At 80.1% G+C, this 21,852-nt stretch carries 19 protein-coding genes and 1 tRNA gene; 10 read left to right on the top strand and 10 right to left on the bottom strand.

All coding sequences use genetic code 11. The annotated features are described in order from the left end of the window. Positions 1-48: 48 nt before the first annotated feature. From ACRYMY_RS11535 to ACRYMY_RS11520, 4 genes are all read right to left on the bottom strand, one after another. Complete coding sequence (locus tag ACRYMY_RS11535) at positions 49-789, bottom strand: ABC transporter ATP-binding protein (protein WP_432547400.1); 741 nt, start codon at positions 787-789, stop codon at positions 49-51. Continuing rightward, positions 786-1,583, bottom strand: coding sequence for an ATP-binding cassette domain-containing protein (locus ACRYMY_RS11530; RefSeq protein WP_432547399.1), 798 nt, complete (start codon positions 1,581-1,583; stop codon positions 786-788). Before ACRYMY_RS11530 ends, ACRYMY_RS11535 begins: the two co-directional genes overlap by 4 nt. Positions 1,584-1,686: 103 nt before the next feature. Then, entirely contained in the window at positions 1,687-2,595 is a 909-nt protein-coding gene (locus ACRYMY_RS11525) for a Gmad2 immunoglobulin-like domain-containing protein (RefSeq protein WP_432547398.1), read from the bottom strand. 120 nt (positions 2,596-2,715) lie between these two features. Further along, positions 2,716-2,788, bottom strand: a tRNA-Arg gene (locus tag ACRYMY_RS11520). Positions 2,789-3,077: 289 nt separating this feature from the next. Between ACRYMY_RS11520 and ACRYMY_RS11515 the strand changes: the two genes are divergently transcribed. Next, entirely contained in the window at positions 3,078-3,491 is a 414-nt protein-coding gene (locus ACRYMY_RS11515; protein ID WP_432547397.1) for a hypothetical protein, read from the top strand. Positions 3,492-3,509: 18 nt separating this feature from the next. Here ACRYMY_RS11515 and ACRYMY_RS11510 read toward each other — a convergent pair whose 3' ends face one another. Both ACRYMY_RS11510 and ACRYMY_RS11505 read right to left on the bottom strand, forming a co-directional pair. Next, entirely contained in the window at positions 3,510-4,412 is a 903-nt protein-coding gene (locus ACRYMY_RS11510; RefSeq protein ID WP_432547396.1) for an NAD(P)H-hydrate dehydratase, read from the bottom strand. Beyond that, the gene (locus tag ACRYMY_RS11505) at positions 4,409-5,203 is read right to left on the bottom strand and encodes a histidine phosphatase family protein (RefSeq protein WP_432547395.1); all 795 of its coding nucleotides are present in this window, start codon (positions 5,201-5,203) and stop codon (positions 4,409-4,411) included. Before ACRYMY_RS11505 ends, ACRYMY_RS11510 begins: the two co-directional genes overlap by 4 nt. Positions 5,204-5,408: 205 nt before the next feature. Between ACRYMY_RS11505 and ACRYMY_RS11500 the strand changes: the two genes are divergently transcribed. Genes ACRYMY_RS11500 through ACRYMY_RS11490 form a run of 3 tightly spaced genes read left to right on the top strand, consistent with a single transcriptional unit; the run spans position 5,409 to position 11,181 of the window. Next, on the top strand, positions 5,409-7,058 hold the full coding sequence (locus ACRYMY_RS11500; RefSeq protein ID WP_432547394.1) for a PP2C family protein-serine/threonine phosphatase: 1,650 nt from the start codon (positions 5,409-5,411) through the stop codon (positions 7,056-7,058). A 23-nt stretch (positions 7,059-7,081) separates the two neighbouring features. Further along, positions 7,082-11,032: a hypothetical protein gene (locus ACRYMY_RS11495; protein ID WP_432547393.1), complete on the top strand. Its 3,951-nt coding sequence runs from the start codon at positions 7,082-7,084 to the stop codon at positions 11,030-11,032. After that, a complete protein-coding gene (locus tag ACRYMY_RS11490) occupies positions 11,029-11,181 on the top strand; it encodes a hypothetical protein (RefSeq protein WP_432547392.1) in 153 nt (50 codons plus the stop codon). The genes ACRYMY_RS11495 and ACRYMY_RS11490 overlap by 4 nt, the downstream gene beginning before the upstream one ends. Before the next feature lie 32 nt (positions 11,182-11,213). Here ACRYMY_RS11490 and ACRYMY_RS11485 read toward each other — a convergent pair whose 3' ends face one another. The 4 genes from ACRYMY_RS11485 to ACRYMY_RS11470 form a co-directional block, all read right to left on the bottom strand. After that, on the bottom strand, positions 11,214-11,918 hold the full coding sequence (locus tag ACRYMY_RS11485) for an SAF domain-containing protein (RefSeq protein ID WP_432547391.1): 705 nt from the start codon (positions 11,916-11,918) through the stop codon (positions 11,214-11,216). A 104-nt stretch (positions 11,919-12,022) separates the two neighbouring features. Beyond that, complete coding sequence (locus tag ACRYMY_RS11480) at positions 12,023-12,361, bottom strand: FmdB family zinc ribbon protein (RefSeq protein ID WP_432547390.1); 339 nt, start codon at positions 12,359-12,361, stop codon at positions 12,023-12,025. A gap of 113 nt (positions 12,362-12,474) precedes the next feature. After that, complete coding sequence (locus ACRYMY_RS11475) at positions 12,475-15,900, bottom strand: phosphodiester glycosidase family protein (RefSeq protein WP_432547389.1); 3,426 nt, start codon at positions 15,898-15,900, stop codon at positions 12,475-12,477. 53 nt (positions 15,901-15,953) lie between these two features. Continuing rightward, the gene (locus tag ACRYMY_RS11470) at positions 15,954-16,628 is read right to left on the bottom strand and encodes a 5-formyltetrahydrofolate cyclo-ligase (RefSeq protein WP_432547388.1); all 675 of its coding nucleotides are present in this window, start codon (positions 16,626-16,628) and stop codon (positions 15,954-15,956) included. A gap of 178 nt (positions 16,629-16,806) precedes the next feature. Between ACRYMY_RS11470 and galU the strand changes: the two genes are divergently transcribed. The 6 genes from galU (at position 16,807) to ACRYMY_RS11440 (ending at position 21,819) form a co-directional block, all read left to right on the top strand. Further along, a complete protein-coding gene (gene galU / locus ACRYMY_RS11465) occupies positions 16,807-17,724 on the top strand; it encodes a UTP--glucose-1-phosphate uridylyltransferase GalU (protein ID WP_432547387.1) in 918 nt (305 codons plus the stop codon). 60 nt (positions 17,725-17,784) lie between these two features. Beyond that, complete coding sequence (glp, locus tag ACRYMY_RS11460; protein WP_432547386.1) at positions 17,785-19,074, top strand: molybdotransferase-like divisome protein Glp; 1,290 nt, start codon at positions 17,785-17,787, stop codon at positions 19,072-19,074. Beyond that, on the top strand, positions 19,071-19,574 hold the full coding sequence (gene moaC, locus ACRYMY_RS11455) for a cyclic pyranopterin monophosphate synthase MoaC (protein ID WP_432547385.1): 504 nt from the start codon (positions 19,071-19,073) through the stop codon (positions 19,572-19,574). The genes glp and moaC overlap by 4 nt, the downstream gene beginning before the upstream one ends. Continuing rightward, positions 19,567-20,094 carry a MogA/MoaB family molybdenum cofactor biosynthesis protein gene (locus tag ACRYMY_RS11450; RefSeq protein WP_432547384.1) on the top strand — a complete coding sequence of 176 codons (528 nt, stop codon included), beginning with the start codon at positions 19,567-19,569 and terminating at the stop codon, positions 20,092-20,094. The genes moaC and ACRYMY_RS11450 overlap by 8 nt, the downstream gene beginning before the upstream one ends. Beyond that, positions 20,091-20,690, top strand: a complete 600-nt coding sequence (locus ACRYMY_RS11445; protein ID WP_432547383.1) for a GNAT family N-acetyltransferase — start codon at positions 20,091-20,093, stop codon at positions 20,688-20,690. The genes ACRYMY_RS11450 and ACRYMY_RS11445 overlap by 4 nt, the downstream gene beginning before the upstream one ends. A gap of 148 nt (positions 20,691-20,838) precedes the next feature. Continuing rightward, entirely contained in the window at positions 20,839-21,819 is a 981-nt protein-coding gene (locus ACRYMY_RS11440; protein ID WP_432547382.1) for a hypothetical protein, read from the top strand. Positions 21,820-21,852 lie beyond the last annotated feature (33 nt).

Here is a 21,852-nt window from a genome sequence, read left to right as displayed (position 1 = left end):
CGGGTGGGTCGGGCGGGTGGGTCGGGCGGGGCGGTCGGGCGCCGCGGGTCAGGGCAGGACGGGCACGGCGGCCACGAGGGCGCGGGTCGTCGCGTGCTGCGGGTCGCGCAGCACCTGCGTGGTCGGCCGGTCCTCGACGACGCGGCCGTCGGCCAGGACGACGGTGCGCTCGCACAGCGAGGCGACCGCCGCGACGTCGTGGGAGACCAGGAGCAGGGCGGTGCCGCGCTCGGTGGACACGCGCCGCAGGGTCGACAGGACCAGGGCGCGCAGCGGCAGGTCCAGGCCGCTGACGGGCTCGTCGGCCAGCAGCAGGCGCGGGTGCAGCACGAGCGCGCGGGCGAGCGCCACCCGCTGGGCCTGCCCGCCGGACAGCTGCGGCGGGCGCGCGTCGCGGCGCTCGGCGGGCAGCTCCACGGCGTCCAGGGCGTCCTCGACGAGGTCGCGGGCGCGGCGGCGCTCGGCGGGCGTGCCCAGGCGGTGCACGGGCAGGGCGACCAGCTCGCGCGCGGTGGCGCGGGGGTCGAGCGTCGTGGCGGGGTCCTGCGGCACGTGCTGGACCAGGCGGCGGTACCAGCGCAGCCGGCGGGCGCCGCCGTGCAGCACGGGGCGCCCCCCGCAGCGCACCTCGCCCGCGTCCGGGGCCTCCACGGCCAGCAGCGCCCGCAGCAGCGTCGTCTTGCCGGCGCCGGACTCCCCGAGCAGGCCCACCCGCTCCCCGGCGCCCACGGACAGGTCGACGTCGCGCAGCGCGCGTCGGCTCAGGCCGGTGCAGACGAGCAGGCTCACGAGGCCTCCGCCGCGCGCAGCGGGGCCCGCACGAGGTGGGCGTCGACCGCGCGGGCCGCCTCCACGAGCTCGCGGGTGCGCTCGTGCGCGGGCTGCGCCACGACCCGGGCGGTCGCACCGCGCTCCACGACCCGGCCGGCGTCCAGGACGACGACCTCCTCGCACAGCGCCGCGGCCACCGCGATGTCGTGGGTGACGAACAGCAGCCCGCGACCCCGGCCGGGACCCGTCCGCTCGCGCAGCAGGTCCACGACCTGCGCCTGCGTGACGACGTCGAGGGCCGTGGTCGGCTCGTCGGCGACCAGCAGCGGCGACGGCGTGGCCAGCGCCAGGGCCAGGCAGACGCGCTGGCGCTGCCCGCCGGACAGCTCCGAGGGCAGGGCGGCGGCGATCCGGGCGGGTTCGCGCAGGCCGAGGGTGCGCAGCGTCTCGAGCACGCGCTCGCGCGCGGGGCGGCGCGGTCCGCCCAGCGGCAGGGCGAGCTGGCGGCCCACCGGCAGCAGCGGGTGCAGCGCGGAGGCGGAGTCCTGGCGCACCGCCCCCGGTCGCAGGCGCGCGGGGCGCTGCGCCGCCGGCACCCCGAGGACCTCGGTGCCCTCCAGGGCGACGCTGCCCGTCGCCCGCAGCGCGGGGGGCAGCAGGCCCAGGACGGCCGCGGCGGTCAGCGACTTGCCCGAGCCGGACGGGCCGAGGAAGGCGACGCGGGTACCGGCGTCGACGGTGAGGTCGAGCCCGTGCAGCAGAGTGCGCGACCCGTGGCGGACGGTCAGTCCCCGGACGTCGAGCAGGGTCATGCGCCGTCCTCCTCCGGTGGGTACGGGCGTGCACCCTACCGGTGCTGGGAACGCTTCTCGTTCCCGGCAGGGGAGGGGGGTGCCCGGCAGCCACCGGGACGGCTCAGCCGGTGACGGTCACCGCCTTGGAGTCCTCCGCGACGCGCGAGCCGTCGCGGGCGGACTCGCTGAACGCCCGCACGGTGTGCTCGCCCGGCGGCAGGTCCACGACGACCGAGAAGTCGCCGCGCCCCGGACCGGCCGCCGACGCCGTCGTCCAGCCCTGCGCCACGACCCGCCCGCCGGCGTCCACGACGTCCCAGCCGACGGTGCCCTCGAACACCGTCGCCCGACCGGCGACCGTCACCGGGGAGGTCACCCGCGCGCCCTCCTCGGGCTGCAGCACCCACACCGGCCCCAGCACCTCCGCGGCGCTCGCGCGCGCCAGCGCCTCCCCGGCGTGGGCGCCGAGGTCCCACAGGTCGGGCACGCGCGAGCCGTCGACGAGCAGCTGCACCCCCGCCACCGACGGGTCCGCGGCCGTCACCGTGTGCACGACCTGCTGCAGGGCGGCCTGCGCGAGAGCCGCGTCGGCGTCCGGCGGTGGCGTGGCCGCCTCGGCCGACAGGTCCACCGTCACGAGGTCCTCCAGCCGCTCGACGCCGAGCAGCCGCGTGCCCTCCGGCCAGGGCACGAGGTAGTCCGGGTCCCGCGGCGGCGACAGCGCCACCCGCAGGGCCGTCGCCACCCGGTCGCCGTCCAGCGGCACCCGCGCGAACTCGCGGTACAGCGCCACCTCCAGGCCGCCCGACATCCCGGTGCGACCGGCGTAGTAGGCGGGGACCGTCACCAGCTCCGGCGGAGCGGACGGGCCCGCCGTCGCCGTCGAGGAGGACGGCGGGGGCGGCGGCGGGGAGGTACCGGGCGCGGGGGGCCCGGCGGGACCGGTGCCGCACGCGGTCACCAGGACGGTGACCAGCGCGAGCGCCGCGCCGGCGCGCGGGGGACGGGGGGTGGACGGGTGCTCGGTCACGGCGCTGCTCCTCCCGGACGCCGCAGCGCCGCGACGCCGCAGCGCTGCGAGGCCCATCGTCCTCGCCCGCGACGGCGTCCGCGCGGTGAGCGGCGGGACGGGAGGGCGGTGGAGGGAGGGTGCCCCCGGCAGGATTCGAACCTGCGACACACGGTTTAGGAAACCGATGCTCTATCCCCTGAGCTACGGAGGCGCGGCCCGCGCGGGCGGGCCGTGGCGAGTCTAGCGGGGGAGGCGCCGCGGGCCGCGGGGCACCGTCGCCGCCCGCCCGGAGCGTTCGCCATCGTCGAACACCGCGCCGCTACGACGCCATGTCGTTCTCCTGCAACGAACATGGCGACCCACCCGTCCCGACCACGGTCGCGGAGCGCCTATGCTCAAGCCGCAGCGAACGCCGACCGATGCCGTCTGCTGGGTGTCGGAGGCCGAGTCGACGGCGACTCCGACACCGGCCGACGTCGTCGCCCAGAGGAGTACCCGTCATGGCCCCCACCGTCGCCCGCCCCCGGGCCGAGCAGACCGTCCCCGCCCAGCGGCGCGCGCCGCGGCAGCACGCGGCCACCGCCGCCGTCCAGGCGGCCCTGACCGAGAGCGGCTGCATCCTGGTGGACACCACCGCCACCACCACCGGCTGCACCGTGTCCTTCTACGACGCCCGCTCCCTCGGGCGCGCTGTGGAGGTCATCGCCGCCGCCGCCGTCCGCGCCGGTGACGCCGGCCTCGCCGACCGCGCCCGCCAGGCCGGCCCGGGCGCCTGGACCGTCACCGCCCACCCGCAGGCGTGGGAGGGCCCCGAGGGCGACCCGCACGCCGCCGGCAGCCGCTCGTCCACGACGTGGCGGCTCGGCATCCCGCTGGCCGACCTCGTGCCCACCGCCTCCGCGCTGCTCGTCTGACGCGCCCCGCCGGGGGTCCTAGACCTCGACCTCGGCGAGGACGCGCGGCACCTGCGCGGGCAGCTCCCGCGCCAGGAAGCCCAGCCGGCCGACCTCGGTGGCCAGCCGGTCCCCGGCCCGCCCGTGCAGGTACGCCCCCCACAGCGCCGCCTGCACCGGCTCCGCGCCGCGCGCGCACAGCCCCGTGACGATGCCGGCCTGGACGTCCCCGGACCCCGAAACCCCCAGCCCGGCGCCGCCCGACGGGTCGCTCCACAGCCGCCCGTCCGGCGCGGCGATCCAGCTCGTCCCGCCGCCGGCCACGACCGCGCAGCGGCTGCGGCGGGCCAGCTCCACCGCCGCCCCGGCGGTGTCGCGCTCCACATCCTCCGGCTCGGCGCCCAGCACGATCGCCAGCTCCGTCGCGTTCGGGGTCAGCACGGCCCGGCCGTCCAGGTGGTGCAGGAACGTCTCGTCGCGCGTCACGGCCGCCAGCCCCAGCGCGTCCAGCACCACCGTCGTCGACAGCGGCGGCACCACCGCCTCCAGGAGCGCGCACACGTCCGGCTCGCCGACCGCGCCCACCCCCAGCAGCACGGCGTCCGCCTGCCCGGCCAGGTCGGCCAGCTCGCCGTCCTCCTCGCCCGCGGAGGCGTCGATCCCGCCGCCGGGCGTCTCCGGCAGCGGCAGCACCAGCGCCTCCGGCAGCGCCACCGCCAGGCCCGCGGCCGTCGTGCGCGTCGTCGCCACCTGCAGCTTGCCCGCGCCCGAGCGCAGCGCCGCCTCCGCGGCCAGCAGGACCGCGCCCGGCGTGCGGGTGCTGCCCCCCACCACGAGCGTGCGCCCGCGGCTCTCCTTGCCCGACCCCGGCGGCGGCAGCGGCCACTCGCGTAGCAGCGCCGACGTCACCGTCGTCGCGGCCTCGGCCGCGCGCCCGCTCACCGGGCCGCTCCCGACGCGCCCGCGGGCGCGTCGTCCGGCTCGTCGTCCACCTCGTCGTCGGTGACCGCCAGGTCCGCCACGTCCGCCACGGCGGTCGTGTCGCCCGCCACGTCCAGCACCGGCCCGTCCGGGCCCGCGCGGTACGCCGTCACCGAGCAGTTGGCCAGCGGCTCGTCCCGGTCCAGGCGCAGGACCTCCTCCTCGTCCAGGTCCTCCAGCACCATCCGCGCGTTCATCACCACCGCCTGGTGGCTGACCAGCAGCACGTGCCGGCCGGCGTGCTCGGCGCGCAGGTCCCGCAGCAGGCTGCGCACCCGCAGCGCCACGTCGCACCAGCTCTCCCCGCCCGGCGGGCGGTAGTACAGCTTGCCCAGGTGGTCGCGGCGGGCGGCCTCCTCCGGGTACCGGGCGCGCACCCCGGCGCCCGTCAGCCCGTCCCACCAGCCCAGGTCGCGCTCGCGCAGGCGCTCGTCGGTGCGCAGGCGCCCCGGGTCGTGACCCGCCTCGCCCAGCGCCGCCACCACGGCCTCCGCCGTCGCGCGGGCCCGCCGGTACGGGGAGGTGACGACCACCTCCGGCAGCGGGGGCGCGTCCGCGTCCGCCGCCAGCCAGCGGCCCACCGCGCGCGCCTGCCGGTGCCCCAGCGCCGACAGCGGCACGTCCGCGTCGCGCTCCCCGACGTCGACGACCTCCGAGCTGCTGGCCCGGGCGCGCGCGTCGGCCACGTTGCCGACGCTCTGCCCGTGCCGCACCCACACCAGTCCCGCCGGCCAGCCGCCCGGCACCCCCACGTCGGCTCCTCCCCCTCGCGCCCGTTCCGGCGGCCAGCCAACCGCACCGGCGCCCACCGCGCGCGGTGACGACGGGTGTCCCTCGTGCACGGGGCGTGACGGGTGACAAGGTGGTGACCGTCGACGGCACTGTCGTCGACACTGGGCGGGCGACGGCGGCCGCCCCGGACCCGCCGGGACCGGGCGGTCCGGAGGAGTGGAGGTGGTGGCGCTGGCGCGCGTGGCACGGGCGTGGCACCGGCTCATGCTGCGCACCTCCCTGCAGCGGCGGGTGGCCGTCATCGCGGCCGCGTTCCTCGCCGTGGTGGTGGTGTTCGCGACCGTCGTCGTCGTCGGGCTCCTCAACCGGGACCAGGTCAGCGACGATCCCGACAGCTGGGACGCCGCGGTGACCGCCGCGACGGACTTCCGCCGCGACTTCGTCGAGCTGCACGTCACCCACCAGCGCTACATGGTCACTCGGGACCTCGCCGACCTCGCTGAGCGCGGCGTCCTGCAGGAGGAGGTCGACACTCAGCTCTCGACCCTCGTGGACGCCGTCGACGACACCGGGATCGAGGCCTTCCACGAGGAGGCTGAAGCGATCAGCCAAGAGGTCGACCGGTGGAGCCTCATCACCTACGGCCAGCTGCAGGCCGTCCGCTCCGGCAACCTCGAGAGCATCGAGCAGTCGCAGCGGGGAGGGCCCGCCGGCCGGCAGTTCCTCGACACCTACAGCCAGATCGACGTGCTGGCCGGCCGGCTCGACGACGCGCGGAGCCGGACCATCACGCAGGCCGCGGAGCGCGAGAGGAACTGGCTCTTCCTCGTCGTCGCCGTCGCCGCCGTGGCCATCGTCCTGGTCGCCACCGCCCTCTACCTGGTCCGCCGCTGGGTGCTGCGCCCCCTGGACCACCTGTCCGCGCAGATGCTGCGCGTGGGCGGCGGGGACCTGCAGACGCCCGTCGGGCTGGCCGGGCCGCCGGAGCTGGCCGCCGTGGCGTCCTCGGCGGAGACGATGCGCCGGCGCATCCTCGACGAGCTCGCCGACGCCGTGGCCGCCCGCGAGGCCCTCGCGCAGGGCCAGCCCCTCGTCGCGGAGGTCCGCGACCAGCTCCAGGCGCACCCCGTGCCGGACATGCCCGGCTGGGCGGCCGCGGCGGCGCTGCGCCCGGCCGAGGGGCTCCTCGCGGGCGACTGGTACGACGTGCTGCCCCTGCGCGACGGCCGCTACGCCGTCGTCGTGGCCGACGTGTCCGGGCACGGCGCCCGCGCCGGCATCGTCGCCATCCAGCTCAAGCGGCTGCTGGAGGCCGCCCTGCACCTGGCCCCCGAGCCCGACCTGGCGCTGGCGATGGCCGCGCGCGTCTTCGCCGACGAGGCGGAGCGCTTCGCCAGCTGCGTCGTCGCGGTCGTCGACCCCGACTCCGGCCTCGTCACCTACGCCAACGCCGGGCACCCCGAGCCGCTCGTCGTGCGCTCCGGGGCCGAGGGGGTGCGGGTCGTGTCGCAGCTGCGGCCGACCGGTCCGCTGCTGTCGTGGCTGCACCTGGACGTGCCGGGCGCGTGGACGGCCGCCACCGTGCCGCTCGCGCCGGGCTCCACGCTCGTCGTCTACACCGACGGCCTCGTCGAGGCGCGTCCCACCGGCAGCACCGACGAGCTGGGCGTCGACCGCTTCCTGCAGGCCCTGGCCGACCACGAGGAGCTCACCCCCGCGGTGATCGTGGACGAGGCCCTCGACGTCGCCCGCCGCTGGAGCGGCGGGCGCGTGCGCGACGACGTCACCCTCGTCGCCCTGCAGCGCCTCGGCAGCACGGCCCGCACGGACGGTGAGCGGACACGGACGGGCGGTGTCGCCGCGGCGGGGGAGTGAGGCGGAGCGCCTACTGTGGAGGGGTGGACGAGCCCGTGCCCGACGACGCCCCGGCCACCCCCGGGCAGGCCGGGCGGACACCCGGCGGGACCCCCACCGCGACGAGGGACGCCGCGGCCGCGGGCGCTCCCGCGGGCACCGGTGACCTGACCCGCCGGCGCTGGTGGGACGAGGCCTCCGCGCTCGGCGTGCCCTCCGCGCTGCTGCACTGCCCCGACGGCACGAGCACCGGGCTGGACCTCACCACCGCCCACCCCTCGGGCCTGGCGCAGCTGCTCGCCGGGTCACCGACCGCCCTGTCCAGCCTCGTGCGCGAGGCCGGTGCCCACGCCACCGCCCGCGAGCGCGCCCGCGCCGTGCACCGCACCGCCCAGGTCCTGCTCACCCAGCACGGCACCCGCGGCCTGGCCCTGGCCGTGGGCGTCGTCAGCTGGCGCGGGGACGGCGCGCCCTCGCGGCGGGTGCCGCTGCTGCTGCGCCGCTGCACGCTGGAGGTGCCCGCCGACGCGCCCGACGACCACGTCGTCCGCCTCGACGACGAGGTGCTCGTCAACCCCGTCCTGGCCTCCACCGCCCGCCGCGAGCTGGGCCTGCCGCTGGACACCGCCGCCGTCCTGCGCGCCGTAGGGCGCCACCGCGGCTTCGACCCCGACCCGGCCCTGGCGGAGGTGCGCCGCCAGCTGCACGCCGCCCCCGGCCTGCGGGTGGAGCGGCGGCTGCTGCTGGCCGCCTTCGCCGACCCCTCCGCCGACCTGCTGGCCGACCTGCGCCGCCGCGGCGCCCGTGTGCGCGGGCACCGCGTCGTGCAGGCCCTCGCCGAGCGCCGGGCCCCCGCGCCCGGCCCCGGGCCGTGGGCCGGGACGGCCACCCCGGACGGTGGCGGTGCGAGCCCCGCGCGGTCCCCGCTGCCGCTGGACCCCGCGCAGCGGCGCGCCGTCGAGCACGTCACCGCCGGGGGCGACCTGCGCCTCGTGGCGCCCGCCGGCACCGGCGCCACCCAGGTCGCCGCCGCGCTCGTGGCCGCCGCCGCCGAGCACGGCCGCACCGTCCTGCTCGTCGCCGGTGCCGCGGCCGAGCGGCGCGCGGTCGACGACCGCCTGCGCGGGGCGGGGCTCGGCTCCCTCGTGCTCCACCTCGACGGCGAGCTCAGCGCCGCGCCCGTGGCGGCCGCCGCGCAGCGGCAGGTGCGCGCCGCGCTCGCCGAGCACGAGCGCCGCCGCGACGGGCGCGCCGCGCCGCAGGAGCAGCACCGTGGTCCCGAGCAGGACGTGAAGCGCCTGGCCGCCGTCCTGGCCGCCACCGCCGACGCCCTGCACACCCCGCGCGCGCCCTGGGGGGTCAGCGCCCACCAGGCCCGCGAGGCCCTCGCCGAGCTCGCCGCCCGGCCCACCGCCCCCTCCACCACGCGCCGCCTGCGCGGGGAGCACCTGGCCGCCTGCCGGCGCGAGGACCTGCCCGGGTGGGCGGCGCGGCTGGAGGAGGCGGTGCGCCTGGGCGCCTTCGACGTCACCCCCGACACCAGCTGCTGGGCCGGGGCGGACCTGACCAGCGACGAGGCCGCCGACGCGACCCGGCGGCGGCTGCGGCGCGTGGTGGAGGAGGAGCTGCCCCGCGCCCGCGCCCGCACCGCCACGCTGGCCGACGCGGCCGGCCTGCGCGGCGCCGCCTCGGTCGCCGAGGCCGTCGAGCAGCTGCAGCTGCTGGAGGGCGTGCGCCTGACCGTCGGCCGCTTCGGCGCGGACGTCTTCGCGCGCTCCCTCGGCGACGTGGCCGCTGCCACCGCCACCGCCGACTGGCGCCGCAGCCACGGCGTGCGCACCGGCCCGCTGGCCCGGTGGCGGCTGCGCCGGCAGGCGCGCGCCATGCTGCGCGAGGGCGTCGTCGCCGACAGCACCGAGCACCTGCACGACTGGTTGCAGCAGGCGCGCGCGCAGCGCCTGGCCTGGCAGCGCTTCACCACCCGCGACGCGGCGCCCCACGTGCCCGACGGGCTGGCCGAGGCGCAGGTGGCCGTGGTGGCCCTGCGCGACGACCTGGACGCGCTGGCCGAGGTGCTGCCGGAGCGGCTGCGCGCCGAGGGCAGCCTCGTCGAGCTGCCGCTGCCGGAGCTGGGCGCGCAGCTGGCCGCGCTGCAGCGCGACGTCGACGCCCTGGACACCCTCCCGCGGCGCACCACGCTCCTGCGCGAGCTCGGTGCCGCCGGCTGGCAGCCCCTCGTGGAGGACCTCGCCGCCCGCTGGGCGGGGCCCGGCAGCCTCGACCTGGCCGCGGAGGTCGAGGCCGCCTGGTGGTCGGGCGTCCTGGACGTCGTCAGCCTCGACGACCCCCTCGTCGGCGCCGGGGACAGCGACGCGCTGCGCCAGGCGCGCGCCGACCTGCAGCTGGCCGTCGCGGCGGCGCACGTGCACGCCGCCCGCGGGGTGCGGGCGGCCGTCGACGCGCGGCTCGACCGCGCGGCCGCTGCGGGTGCCGGCGCTGCGGGTGCCGGCGCTGCGGGTGCCGGCGCTGCGGGTGCCGCCGCGCCCGCTGCCGCGGTGGCCGACGTGCTGCCGTGCTGGGCGCTGTCCCCGGCCGGTGCCGCGGCCGTCCTGGGCGCCGGGGCCGTGCCGGGCGCCGGCGACCAGGAGCCCGCCGCGGACCTCGTCCTCGTCCTGGGCGCCGAGGCCGTGGCGACCGCCGCCGTCCTGCCGGCCCTCTCGCGCGGCGCGCAGGTCGTCGTCGTCGGCGACCCGGCCCTGCCCGGCCCGCCCGCGCCCCCGCCCACCGGCGGCCCGGCGCCCCGCCCGGCCGCGTCCGCCGCGGCCGACCCGTCGAGCCCGCGCGACCTGCTCGCCGAGAGCGAGGGGGTGCTGCCGGCGCTGCGGCTGACGCGCCAGCACGCCTGCCTGGAGGAGTCCCTGCTCGCCGGGCCGGCCGCCGACGCCGGGGCGGAGGCGCTGCCCGCGGCGTGGACGGGGGCGCGGCGCGTGGAGCGCACGTCCGGCCGGCCCGCCGGGGCGCGCCGCGGTCCCGAGGCCGTCGTCGACCTGACCGTCGACGTGGTGCTGGAGGCCCTGCGCACCCGGCCCCGCGAGAGCCTGGGCGTGGTGCTGGCCGACACGGTGACCGCCGACGCCGTCACCGCCGCGCTGCGGCTGCGCGCCGGGGACGCCGGTGTCCGCCTGCCCGCCGCCCTGCTCGTGGCCGAGGCGGCGCTGTGGCCGGGGGAGCGGCGCGACCACGTCGTCGTCGTGGCCGCCGCGGCGGGCTCCGCGACCGGCTCCGGGTCGCCGGTGGGGGTCTGGACCGGCCCCGCCGGTCGCGCGCAGGTGCGCCTGGCGCTCACCCGCTCGCGCCGGCGCACCACCCTCGTCGTGGACGACACCGCGTCCGAGGGGCAGCGCGCGGTCCCGGCGGAGCTGCTGCGGCTGGCGCTGGACTGGGAGGCCGCCGGGGAGCTGCGGCCGTCCACCGGGGACCCCGGCGCGCTGGTCGCCCGCCTCGCCGCGGCCTGCGCGGACGCCGGCCTGCCGGTGACCACGGGCGTCGGGACCGGCGCCGCCCTGCCGCTGGTGGTGCAGGCGCCCGGCGGGGGACCGGCCGTGGCCGTCGACCTGGACGCCGCCGACGAGCCGGACGTCCTGGAGCGCGAGGTCGCCCGCCCGGCCCGCTGGGAGCGCGCCGGCTGGCACTGCCTGCGCTCGACCTCCGGGGACGTCCACGCCGACCCGGCCGGCGAGGCCCGCCGCATCGCCGGGGCCTGGCGCTCGCTGGGTGGCGCTCCGACGACGGGCGGCCCGCTGACCCCGCGCACCATCGACCTGCGCGCCGGGGACCTGCACGCGGCCGACCCCCGGGGCGTCGATCCGCAGCCCGCGGACGCCGGGCCGCGACCGCCGACGCCCCGGACGCCGGGACCGGTGCTCGACGAGCAGGTGCGCTCGCGGGCCGTGGCGCCCGCGGGGGCCGGGCGCGGCGGGCGGGGGACCCGGTGAGCGGGGGGCCGGGCGAGGACGGCGAGCGCGAGGTGCCGCTGGAGGACGAGCGCTCCGCCGACGACGGCGACCTCGGCTGGGGCGAGGCCCGCGGGGACGACGGCGACGACGAGCGCTTCCTGCGCGAGCGCCCGCCGCACTGGGACTGACCTCCCGGACCGGGAACCCGGGCGCGCGGCGCTCACGTCCCGCGCACGACGAGGACGGTGCGGCCGGCCGCGGCCACCAGGTCCGCCGCCGTGCTCGCACCGACGGCCACCACGACGGCGCCCGGACCGTCCCCGGCGCCCCCGCCGGGCCACGCACCCCCGGGGCCCGCGCTCGAGCTGCCGGGTGGGGCGCCGCCCGCGACGGCGAGCACGGGCACGTCCACCGCGAGCGCGGTCGCGCCCGTGACGGCGCCCGTCACCGGGTCCAGGACGCGGGCGAGGACGTCGACGCGGGTGCCGGGCGCCAGGCCGGGCGGCGCGCCGGCGGGCAGGTCGACCAGGGCGGCCACCGCGCCGGCGGGCTGCCCGGTCAGGAGCCCGGGCCCGGCCGTGCGGGTGCGCGTCAGCGGCTCACCGCGGCCGAGCGGACCCGCCAGGACGGCGCCGTCGGCGCTCGTCAGCGCCCCGGGCGGCACGAGCTCGCGCGGCCAGGCGGCGGGCACGACGTCGCCGCCGGTGAGGGGACTGCCCGCGGGCAGGTCGCGCGCGGCCACGAGGACGGTGGTGGTCGCGGGCGCCGGCGGGGCGAGCGCGGCCACGGCCAGGCCGCCCGCGCCCGCCACCAGCCCGGCGCTCAGCCAGCCGCGCGCCCGCCGCCGGCGTCGTCGCGCGGCCGGGCCCCGGCCCGCGGGCGGGACCGGTGGGGCGGTGGGTCGGGTCGACCTGTCGGCGAGCACGCGGGGACGCTAGGCAGCGCTCGCCGCCGGCTCCGGGCCGCGCGCCGGCCCCTGTGGACAGCGGTGCCCGGCGGCGGGGTGTGGACCCCGCCGCCGGAGCGGCCTCAGGCCGCCGAGGTGCTGGAGGAGGACGAGCCGGAGGACGACCCGGACGACGTGGTCGACGACGAGCCCGAGGAGGACGACGAGCTCGACGAGGACGAGCTCGAGGAGTCCTTCGCAGAGCCGCCGGAGGAGCTGGAGGACCCGGACGGCTCGGACGGGGTCTTGCGGGAGTCGGTGCGGTAGAAGCCGGACCCCTTGAAGACCACGCCGACGGAGTTGAAGAGCTTGCGCAGGCGGCCGGAGCACTCGGGGCAGTCGGTCAGCGCGTCGTCGCTGAAGGACTGGCGGACCTCGAAGCTGTGCTGGCACTCCTGGCACGCGTAGGCGTAGGTGGGCACGTCGTCTCCTGGGCTCGGGCGCGCGGCGCTGCCGCGGCGGCGCTGCGGGGCCCGGCTCTGGCACTCGGGCCCGTCGAGTGCCAATGGTAGCCGCGCCGGGCCCTCGGCGCGGCTCACCCGACCCGCAGCTGCAGGGTCGTCACCGGCCCACCGGCCTCCACCCGCAGCGTCGTCGTCCCCGGCGACACCCCGGTCACCTCCAGTGTCCGGGGGTCCAGGACCGCGAGGGTGCCCGCGCGCGGCACCCGGCGCCCGTCCGGCGCCGGCGGGCGGACCGCCAGCCCCGGCCCCGAGACGCGCACCGCCGCCGCGGGCACGCCCACCGCACCGCCCCCGGCGGCGGTGCCGGTCACCGCCAGCGCGGCCCGGGCCCCCGGCGCCAGGACGAGGTCACCGGCGGACGCGGAGGTCAGCACCGGCCGGGTCGCGACCCGCAGCCAGCCGTCGTCGCGCCCGGGCACGGCCGCCGAGCCCGCCGACGGGCGGGAGGCGGCCGCGGCGTCCACCGCCAGCGCCGTCCACGCCGGCGGCGCCCCCGGGACCCCCGTCCCGCTGGCGGCCGTCACCTCCAGCACCCCCTCGCGCCGCTGCACGCCCGCGGTGCTCGCACCCGGCGCGCCGCCGGCGACCACGGCCACCCGCCCACCGGTCTCCTCGCGCCAGTCGGCCAGCCACCCGCGCAGCAGCGCCGCCTCGTCCGGGTCGGCCAGCGAGCCGGGCCCGTGCGCGCTCACCACGACGAGCCCGCGCACCCCCTCCTCGCGGCCGGCGGCGTCCAGCTCCGCGCGCAGCCACGCCAGCTGCCCGGGGTCGGCCGCGCCCAGCGACCCGCCCGCCGCGTCCAGCAGCAGCCAGCGGGTCCCGGCGTCGTCCACCCGGCGGGCGCCGGCCCCCGGCCCCAGGTCCGCGCCCAGCTCCGAGTCCCCGCGCACCCACTCCCACGGCACGCCGGAGCGGTCGAGGACGTCCCGCACGGCGCGCACGTCCGCGGCGCCCGCGCGGCCCCCCGCCGGGCCGGCGACGCCGCCGGCGAGGACCACCCGCCCGGCGCCGGCCGCCACGGCGTCGGCGACGGCGCGGCGCAGCACCTCCACGCTCGCCGGGCGCGCCGCCTCGACGGCCGTGCCCGCCAGCACCGCCACCGGCGCGGGCCCGCCGGCGAGCGGCTGCGCGGTCTCCAGCGCCGGGTCCACCCGCCCGGTCGCGGCTCCCGGGTCGGCGGCCGCGGGCGGCGGCGACGCGGCCGCCGCGTCGAGGCGGGCGACGTCCAGGGCGCCCGAGGTGCGGCGCGTCACGTCCGTGTGCGCGACGTACACGCGCACCAGGCGCACGTCGCGGGCGCCGGCGGGCACGGGCGCGCTGACCCGCCGCCAGCCCGTCCAGTCCAGCGCGGGCGCCAGCGTCACGGGCCGGTCGGCGCCGTCGACGCGCAGCACCGCGCGCAGCCACCCGCCGCGCCCGTCCGCGCGCGCGTCCAGCGCCACCTCGCGGGCACCGGCGGGCAGCCGCAGCGGGGCGGCGGGCACGAGCGCGGCCACGGACGTGCCCGCGCTCTGCCCGGCGACGTCCCAGGACAGGCGCAGGGCCCCGCCCCCGCCGGGCAGCCCGGTCGCGGGCACGGCGGTCGCGGTGACGGCGGCGCGGGTGCCGGCCGCGCTCCAGCGGCCCGCGTCGGCCAGGTCGTCCACGCGCACCGCCCGCAGGCCGACGGACACCCCGGCGCTCGCGCTCACCCCGGCCGCGCTCAGGCCGACGCGGGTGCCGCCCGCGGCGGGGACGGCCACGGCCCTCAGCCGCAGCCGCCCGTCCGGCAGCGCCTCGGCGCGCAGGACCGCCGGGTCGGTGCGGACGGTGACCTCGCGGGCGTCCACGGGGGCCGCGCGGCCCTCGGCGTCGCGGCCGAGGACGACGACGTCGACGCTGTCACCGGCTCCGGGCAGCACGGGCACCGCCGCGTCGGGGCCGTCGGCGTCGTCCGCGACCAGTGACAGCCCGGCCAGCCGGCCCAGGACGAGCACCTCCCGCTCCCCGCCCACGCCGCCTCCCGGGGCCGCGCGCACCCGCGCGGTGCCGGGGGCGGCGCCCCGCAGCGAGGCCGTGCCCGCCGCTGCGCCCGGCACGACCGCGACCGTGCCGGGGTCGCTGGACGTCCACGCCGGGACCGGTGCACCGGCGGGGGCGCCGGAGGCGTCCAGCGCCTCGGCCCGCACCTCGCGCGCCAGGCCGGGGAAGAGGCGCAGGGCCTCGGCGGGGTCGTCGGCGCCCGGCGACCACCCGGACGGCCCGGTGACCAGCCGCAGCTCGGCCGGGCGCCCGTCGCCCGGGGCGGGCACGAGGCCGACGGCGTTGGCCACGGGCCGCGGGGCGCCGTCGGAGGGCTCGCCGACCACCGCGGCGGCGCCCGTGCCGGGGGCGCGGGCGACCAGCTGGGCGGACCCGCCGCCGTCGAGCATCACGGCCGTGCGGGCGCCCAGGTCCGCCACGGCGCGGGCGGTCTCCAGCGCGGTCCACCCGCGCGAGCGGGCCGTGCCGCCGTCGACGGTGACCAGCAGCAGCTCCCCGGTGGCGGTCCAGCCGATCGCCGTGCGGGCGCGGGGGGTGCTCCACAGCGGGTCGGCCGTGTCGACCGCGGCGACGCGGCCGTCGCGGACGAGGACCAGGCGGGCGCCCAGCGCGTCGCCCGGCGGCACGTCGCGCACGTCCCACGCCGTGCTCGCGGGAGCGCCGACGGGCGTGCCGGCCAGGGCGGCGGCCGCCGTGCCCGTGGCCAGCAGCACCAGCCCCCCGGCGGGGACGGGCGTGGCGCCGGGCGCGGGCCGCACGGCGCTGACCCGCCCGTCGCGCACCTCCAGCTCCACCCCGCCGGCGGCGGCGAGCGCGCGGTCGCCGCGCCCCCAGTCGGGCGTGTAGACCGCGACGGCGTCGGGACCGACCTGGCCGGGGTTGAGCCCGGCCAGGGGGAAGCCGCGCCCGGCGACGGTCGCGGTGCCGCGCAGGAGCAGGTCGGCGAGAGCGCCGTCGAGGGAGGTGACGGCCTGCGGGTGGGCGGCGGCCTTGAGCGCGGTGCCGTCGCGCACGACGGGGCCGTTCGGGCTGCCGGTGCGGTCGATGTCGAAGAAGTCGCCGTTGACGGCCGCGACGGCCCCGCCGGCGGCCGCGAGCGCCGCGGGCTCGCGGGGTCCGCTGAGCCCGTCCTGCAGCAGGCGCGGGCGGGTGCCGGTGCCGGGCGCCAGGCGCAGGACGCGGCTGCGGACGGGACCGGCCGCGGTCAGCTCCGCGCGCTGCTCCAGCACGAGCCCGGGGGCGAGGCGGGCGGTGCGCTCCTCGAGCAGCAGCGCCCCGGTGGCCGGTGCCGACCGCAGCTCCAGGTCGGGCGCCAGCGCGCCGGCGGGAGCGGGCGCGGGCGTCGGGGCGGCCGTGGCGGGCTGGCCCGCGAGCAGGCTCGCCAGCAGCGCCGCCAGCGGGACCGCGGCGAGCCGGGTGGACCGGGTGCGCCGGGCCGGCCGGGTGGGGGCGGCTCCGCGCCGGTGGGGACCCATGCCCCACCGTAATCACACGGGGTAGCAGATTGGTGACGTGGTGTCGCCGGCGGTCAGGCCAGCAGCCACAGCCAGCGGGTCGGCGTCACCACGCCCTGCACGGGCCGGTCGTGCGGCAGGACGGGCAGCGGGCTGACGGCGGCGTCCAGCACCTCGTCGTCGTGCACGACCGCCACGACCGGCACCCGCGGGGGCACGCGGCGCAGCGCCCGGTCGTAGCTGCCCCCGCCCTGCCCCAGCCGGCGGCCGGCGGTGTCGACGGCCAGCGCCGGCACCAGGACGAGGTCGACGCCGGCGACCGCGTGCGGGCCCACCGGCCCGCGCGGCGGGTGGCTGCCGCGCGCCGGCGCGGCCCCGGCGCGCAGCTCCCAGTCCAGGTCGGCGTCGGCGCGCAGCACCGGCAGCAGCACGTCGACGCCCTGCCGGCGCAGCGCGTCCAGCGTCGAGCGGGTGCCCGGCTCACCGGGCCGTGAGGCGTAGAGCGCCACGCGGCCGCAGCCCTGCAGCAGGGGGCAGGCCAGCAGCGTGCGGGCCAGGGCGGCGTCGAGCGCGGTGCTCTCGGCCGCGTCGCGCTGGCGCCGGCGCTCGCGCAGGGCACCGCGCAGCCGGGCCTTGCGGGCCTCGACCTCCACGGGGTCCGCGCGCACCTGCGGCGCCGGGTCACCGGTCGAGGGGGAGGTGCGGGCGAGGGGGACCTCGCCCGTCACGGGGTCGTCGGTGACGGGCACGGCGGCTCCAGGGTCCGGGACGCGCGCTGCGGGGGTTCCGCCGTCGTCCTCGACGGCAGTCTGCCTCCCGCCGGTGCGGCGCGTCGAGCCCTCGCGCGTCGCGCGCGCGGAGCAGCGCTGCTGCGCACGGTCATCGCCCCGCCGCCGCCGGTAGCCGCCCGCGGTAGCCTCCGGCCCCATGAGCGAACGCGACGAGCGTCCCGGCCCCGTGCGCAAGGCCGTGATCCCCGCCGCCGGACAGGGCACCCGCTTCCTGCCGGCCACCAAGGCGATGCCCAAGGAGATGCTGCCGGTCGTCGACACCCCGGCCATCCAGTACATCGTCGAGGAGGCGGTCCGCGCCGGCCTGACCGACGTCCTCATGATCACGGGCCGGAACAAGCGGCCGCTCGAGGACCACTTCGACCGCAACGTCGAGCTCGAGGTCGGTCTGCAGGCCAAGGGCGACGACGCCAAGCTCGCCCGCGTGCAGGAGTCCACCGACCTCGCGCAGGTGCACTACGTGCGCCAGGGCGACCCCAAGGGCCTCGGGCACGCCGTCCTGGTGGCCGCGCAGCACGTGGGCGACGAGCCGTTCGTCGTCCTGCTCGGTGACGACATCGTCGACGCCCGCGACCCCCTGCTCGACACGATGATCGCCGTGCGCGAGGAGCACGGCGGCAGCGTCGTGGCGTTCATGGAGGTCCCCGAGGACCAGATCCACCTCTACGGCTGCGCCGTGGCCGAGCCCACCGGGACCGAGGACGTCGTCAAGGTCTCCGGGCTGGTGGAGAAGCCCAAGCGCGAGGAGGCCCCCAGCAACCTCGCCATCATCGGCCGCTACCTGCTGGACCCGGCCGTCTTCGACGTGCTGCGCGAGACCCCGCCCGGCAAGGGCGGGGAGATCCAGCTGACCGACGCCCTGCAGGTGCTCGCGCAGGGCGACGGCCCCGGGTACGGCGTGCACGGCGTCGTCTTCCGCGGCCGCCGCTACGACACCGGCGACAAGCTCGACTACATCAAGGCCGTCGTGCGCCTGGCCGGTGAGCGCGAGGACATCGGCGCCGAGCTGCGCGCCTGGCTCGCGGAGAACTACGGCACCGGCGCGCGCAGCTGAGCACCCCCGTCCCGGCGGTGCGGCCGGGCGCAGCGGCCCGCGGGGTGGTACCGAGGACGCGTGAGCGCTGAGACCCCCGCGGGCCCGCCCCCGCCACCCCCGCCGCTGGTGCCGGTCGAGGAGCACCTGCGGCGCTGCCTGGACCTCGTGCGCCCGCTGCGCCCGCTGGACCTCGCGCTGCGCGACGCCCTCGGCTGCGTGCTCGCCGAGGACGTCGTGTCCCCGCGTCCGCTGCCGGGCTTCGACAACTCCGCGATGGACGGCTACGCGGTGCGCCTGGCCGACGTGGCGGGCGCCGGCGAGGACACCCCCGTCGAGCTGCCCGTCGTGGGCGACGTGGCCGCCGGCCCCTCGGAGCCGGTGCGCCTGACCGGCGGGACGACCGTGCGGATCATGACGGGCGCGCCCGTGCCGCCCGGCGCGGAGGCCGTCGTGCCCGTCGAGCACACCGACCGCGGCGTCTCGCGGGTGCGGGTGCACCGCGCGCCCGCCGCCGGGCAGCACGTGCGCCGGGCGGGGGAGGACGTCGAGGCCGGCGTGGTGGTCCTGGAGGCCGGCACCCGCCTGCAGGCCCGGCACGTGGGGGTGCTCGCGGCGCTGGGGCGCGCCCGCGTGCGGGTCCGCCCGCGCCCGCGCGTGGTCGTCGTGTCCACCGGCACCGAGGTCGTCGAGCCCGGCACGCCGCTGGCGCCCGGGCAGCTGCACGACGCCAACGGCCCGCTGCTGGCCGCCGCGGCGGAGGAGCTCGGCGCCCTCGCCTACCGGGTGGGCGTCGTCGGCGACGACCCGCGCGAGCTGGCCGCCGTCCTGGACGACCAGCTGGTGCGCGCCGACGTCCTCGTCACCTCGGGCGGGGTCAGCGAGGGCGCCTACGACACCGTCAAGGAGGTCCTGTCGGCCTCCCCGGACGTGCGCTTCGACCGGGTCGCCGTCCAGCCGGGCATGCCGCAGGGCGCCGGGCGGCTGGGGGAGCAGCGCACACCCGTCTTCACGCTGCCGGGCAACCCGGTCAGCTCCTTCGTGTCCTTCGAGGTGTTCGTGCGCCCCGCGCTGCGCCGCATGCTCGGCGAGGACGGCCCGGACCCGCAGCGGCCCGTCGTCACGGCCGTCGCCGACGCCGGCTGGTCCTCCCCGCCGGCCAAGCGGCAGTACGTGCGGGCCGCCCACCACCGCGACGGCGACGGCGTGCTGCGCGTGCGGCCCGTCTCCGGGCACGGCTCGCACCTGGTGACGGCGCTGGCGCGCACCACCTGCCTGGCCGTCGTGCCGGTCGGGGTGGCCCGCGTGGAGCCCGGCGACGAGGTCGAGTGCGTCCTGCTGGGCCCGGCGCCGCTGGCGGAGCAGCGGTGAGCGGGCAGGAGCCGGCGCCGCGGCTGACGCACCTGGACGACGCCGGCCGCGCCCGGGTCGTCGACGTGTCCGCCAAACCGGTCACCGTCCGCGAGGCGCGCGCCGAGGGGCGCGTGCGCTGCTCGCCGCAGGTCCTCGCGCTGATCGCCGAGGGCGGGCTGCCCAAGGGCGACGCGCTGGCCGTGGCGCGCATCGCCGGGCTGCAGGCGGCCAAGCGCACCCCGGACCTCGTCCCGCTGGCGCATCCTGTGGCGGTGCACGCCGTGGAGGTCGACCTCGAGGTCGACGCGACGCCCGGCGAGGAGGGCGTCCGCATCCGCTCCGCGGTGCGCACGGCGGACCGCACCGGCATCGAGGTGGAGGCCCTGACGTGCGTGCTGGTGGCCGCGCTGACGTTCGTGGACATGGTCAAGGCCGTCGACCGGCGGACGGTCATCGAGGGGGTGCGGGTGACCGCCAAGAGCGGCGGCCGCTCGGGGGACTGGAGCGTCGATGACTGAGCGATCGGGCGCCGCACCCCGCACCGCCCTCGTGGTGACGGTCTCCAACCGGGCCGCGGCCGGCGTGTACGCCGACGACTCCGGTCCCGTCGTGGCCGACGGCCTGCGCGCCCTCGGGTTCGCGGTCGACGGGCCGGTCGTCGTGCCCGACGGGGACCCGGTGGAGGAGGCGCTGCGCGACGCGGTGGCGGCCGGCTACGACGTCGTCGTCACCAACGGCGGCACGGGCCTGTCCCCGCTGGACCTGACGCCCGAGCGCACCCGCCGCGTCCTCGACCACGAGGTGCCGGGCGTCGCGGAGGCGCTGCGCGCCGCGGGCGCCGCCAAGGGCGTGGCCACGGCCGTGCTCTCGCGGGGCCTGGCCGGGGTCGCCGGGCGCACCTTCGTCGTCAACCTGCCCGGTTCGCCGGGCGGTGCCCGCGACGGCGTCGAGGTCCTGTCGGGGTTCCTCGAGCACGCGGTGGACCAGCTGCGCGGCGGGGACCACCCCCGCCCGGGCGGCGGCCGGGCGGGCGCGTGAGCACGCCCGTGTGGCCGGTGGAGCTGCGCGAGGGGCCGGTGCGCCTGCGCCCGCTGCGCCGCCGCGACGCCGCGGCGTGGCGGTCGGTGCGCGCGGCGAACGCCTCCTGGCTGCGCCCGTGGGAGGCCACCAGCCCCGAGCCGGCCGGGCCGGCGCCGACGTTCGCGCAGATGGTGCGCGGCTTCTCCCGCGAGGCGCGCGCCGGGCGGATGCTGCCGTTCGTCGTCGAGCGCGACGGCCGGCTGGTCGGGCAGGTGACGGTCTCCGGCATCACGTGGGGGTCGCTGCGCTCGGCGCACGTGGGCTACTGGGTGGACCAGCGCGTCGCCGGCCGCGGCACCATCCCCGTCGCGCTGGCGCTGGCGGGCGACCACTGCTTCCGGGCGCTGCGCCTGCACCGGATCGAGGTGAACATCCGCCCGGAGAACGCCGCCTCGCTGCGGGTGGCGCAGAAGCTGGGCCTGCGCGACGAGGGACTGCGCGAGCGCTACCTGCACATCGACGGCGAGTGGCGCGACCACCGCACCTTCGCGGTCACCGCCGAGGAGGTCCCCGAGGGCCTGCTGGCGCGCTACCGGGCGCTGCGGCCGGCCTGAGAGGGGCTCGCGCGGGCCTGGCGGCCGCCGACACGGTCCGGGGTGCGGGTGCTCCGCGGCCGTCGCACGCTGGCAGGTCACGGACACCCGGCGCGACACACCCGTGACGTCCCCGAGGGGCGGTGCCGCCGCCCCTACCGTGGCGCACGTGTCCGCCAGCGGCCTCGCCCTCCTCGCCATCGTCGTCCTGACGGCCGCCTACCTGGTGCCCGGCCGGATCCGCGCCCGGCGCCGCGTCGCGTCCGCGCGCACCGCCGACCGGGAGTCGGAGGCCCTGCGCGTGGTGGTCCGCCGCGCGGGCACCGCGGTCCCGGCCGTGGCACCCGCGCTCACCGGGGCCTCCAGCCGCCCGGTCCTCACCGGGCCCGCCCGTCCGGCCCTCCCCGCCGCGCCGGCCGCGCCCGCCTCCCGGTCCGCCGCCCAGCCGGCGGCTCCGGTGCCCGCTCCCGGGCCCGCCGGTGCGAGCCCCGCCCGGCCGGTCGCCCCCCGCGGGCGCGAGGTCGTGCGGCGGCGCCGCCGCCTCGTGGCCGTGCTGGCGTCGGCGACGGCCGCGGCCTGGCTGGCCGCGGTGCTCGTGCCGCTGGCCGGTCCGGCGCTGCCGTGGTGGCCGGCGCTCGCGCCGACCGCGGTCCTGGGCCTCGTGCTGGCGGCGCTGGCCCGCCACGGCGCCCCGGCGCCCCGCCCGCTCGCGCAGCCCGTGCCCACCGCCGCCCCCGCCGCTCCCGCCGCCGCGCCGGTGGTGCGGGCGCCGGCGACGGCCCGGCCCGTCCCGGCGCCCCGCACCGCCGAGCCCGTCTCGGCCCCCGCGGCTGCTGCGGCCCCCGCCGCGGCTGCCGCTCCGGTGTCCCCGGCGGCGGACGTCCGCCCCGGCGCGGGGCACGGCGCGGGCTACGACGTCGAGCTGGAGGACGTCGACGTCGTCGCGGCGGCCCGCGCCGGTGGGTGGACGCCCGCCCCGGTGCCGCTGCCGACCTACCTGCTCAAGCCGAAGGCGCGCACGTGGACGACCCCGGTGCCGCGCACCGTGGACCTGACGGCCGTGGACCGCGAGCTGGACGCCGACCTGCTGGACGACGACCTGCCGCGCGTGCTGGACCTGCGCGACCTGCCCCGGGCCGCCGCCCGCTGAGGAGCGGCGCGTGCGGGCCGCCGTCGGGCACCT

The organism is Kineococcus haloalkalitolerans, from assembly GCF_050871905.1.
GTDB lineage: Bacteria > Actinomycetota > Actinomycetes > Actinomycetales > Kineococcaceae > Kineococcus.
This window is presented reverse-complemented; position numbering and strand designations above follow the sequence as displayed.

Coding starts and splice junctions, on each gene's coding strand:
- ACRYMY_RS11450 (WP_432547384.1), top strand. CDS start 19,567: ATGACTGAGCGATCGGGCGCCGCACCCCGCACCGCCCTCGTGGTGACG.
- galU (WP_432547387.1), top strand. CDS start 16,807: ATGAGCGAACGCGACGAGCGTCCCGGCCCCGTGCGCAAGGCCGTGATC.
- ACRYMY_RS11530 (WP_432547399.1), bottom strand. CDS start 1,583: ATGACCCTGCTCGACGTCCGGGGACTGACCGTCCGCCACGGGTCGCGC.
- ACRYMY_RS11475 (WP_432547389.1), bottom strand. CDS start 15,900: ATGGGTCCCCACCGGCGCGGAGCCGCCCCCACCCGGCCGGCCCGGCGC.
- ACRYMY_RS11515 (WP_432547397.1), top strand. CDS start 3,078: ATGGCCCCCACCGTCGCCCGCCCCCGGGCCGAGCAGACCGTCCCCGCC.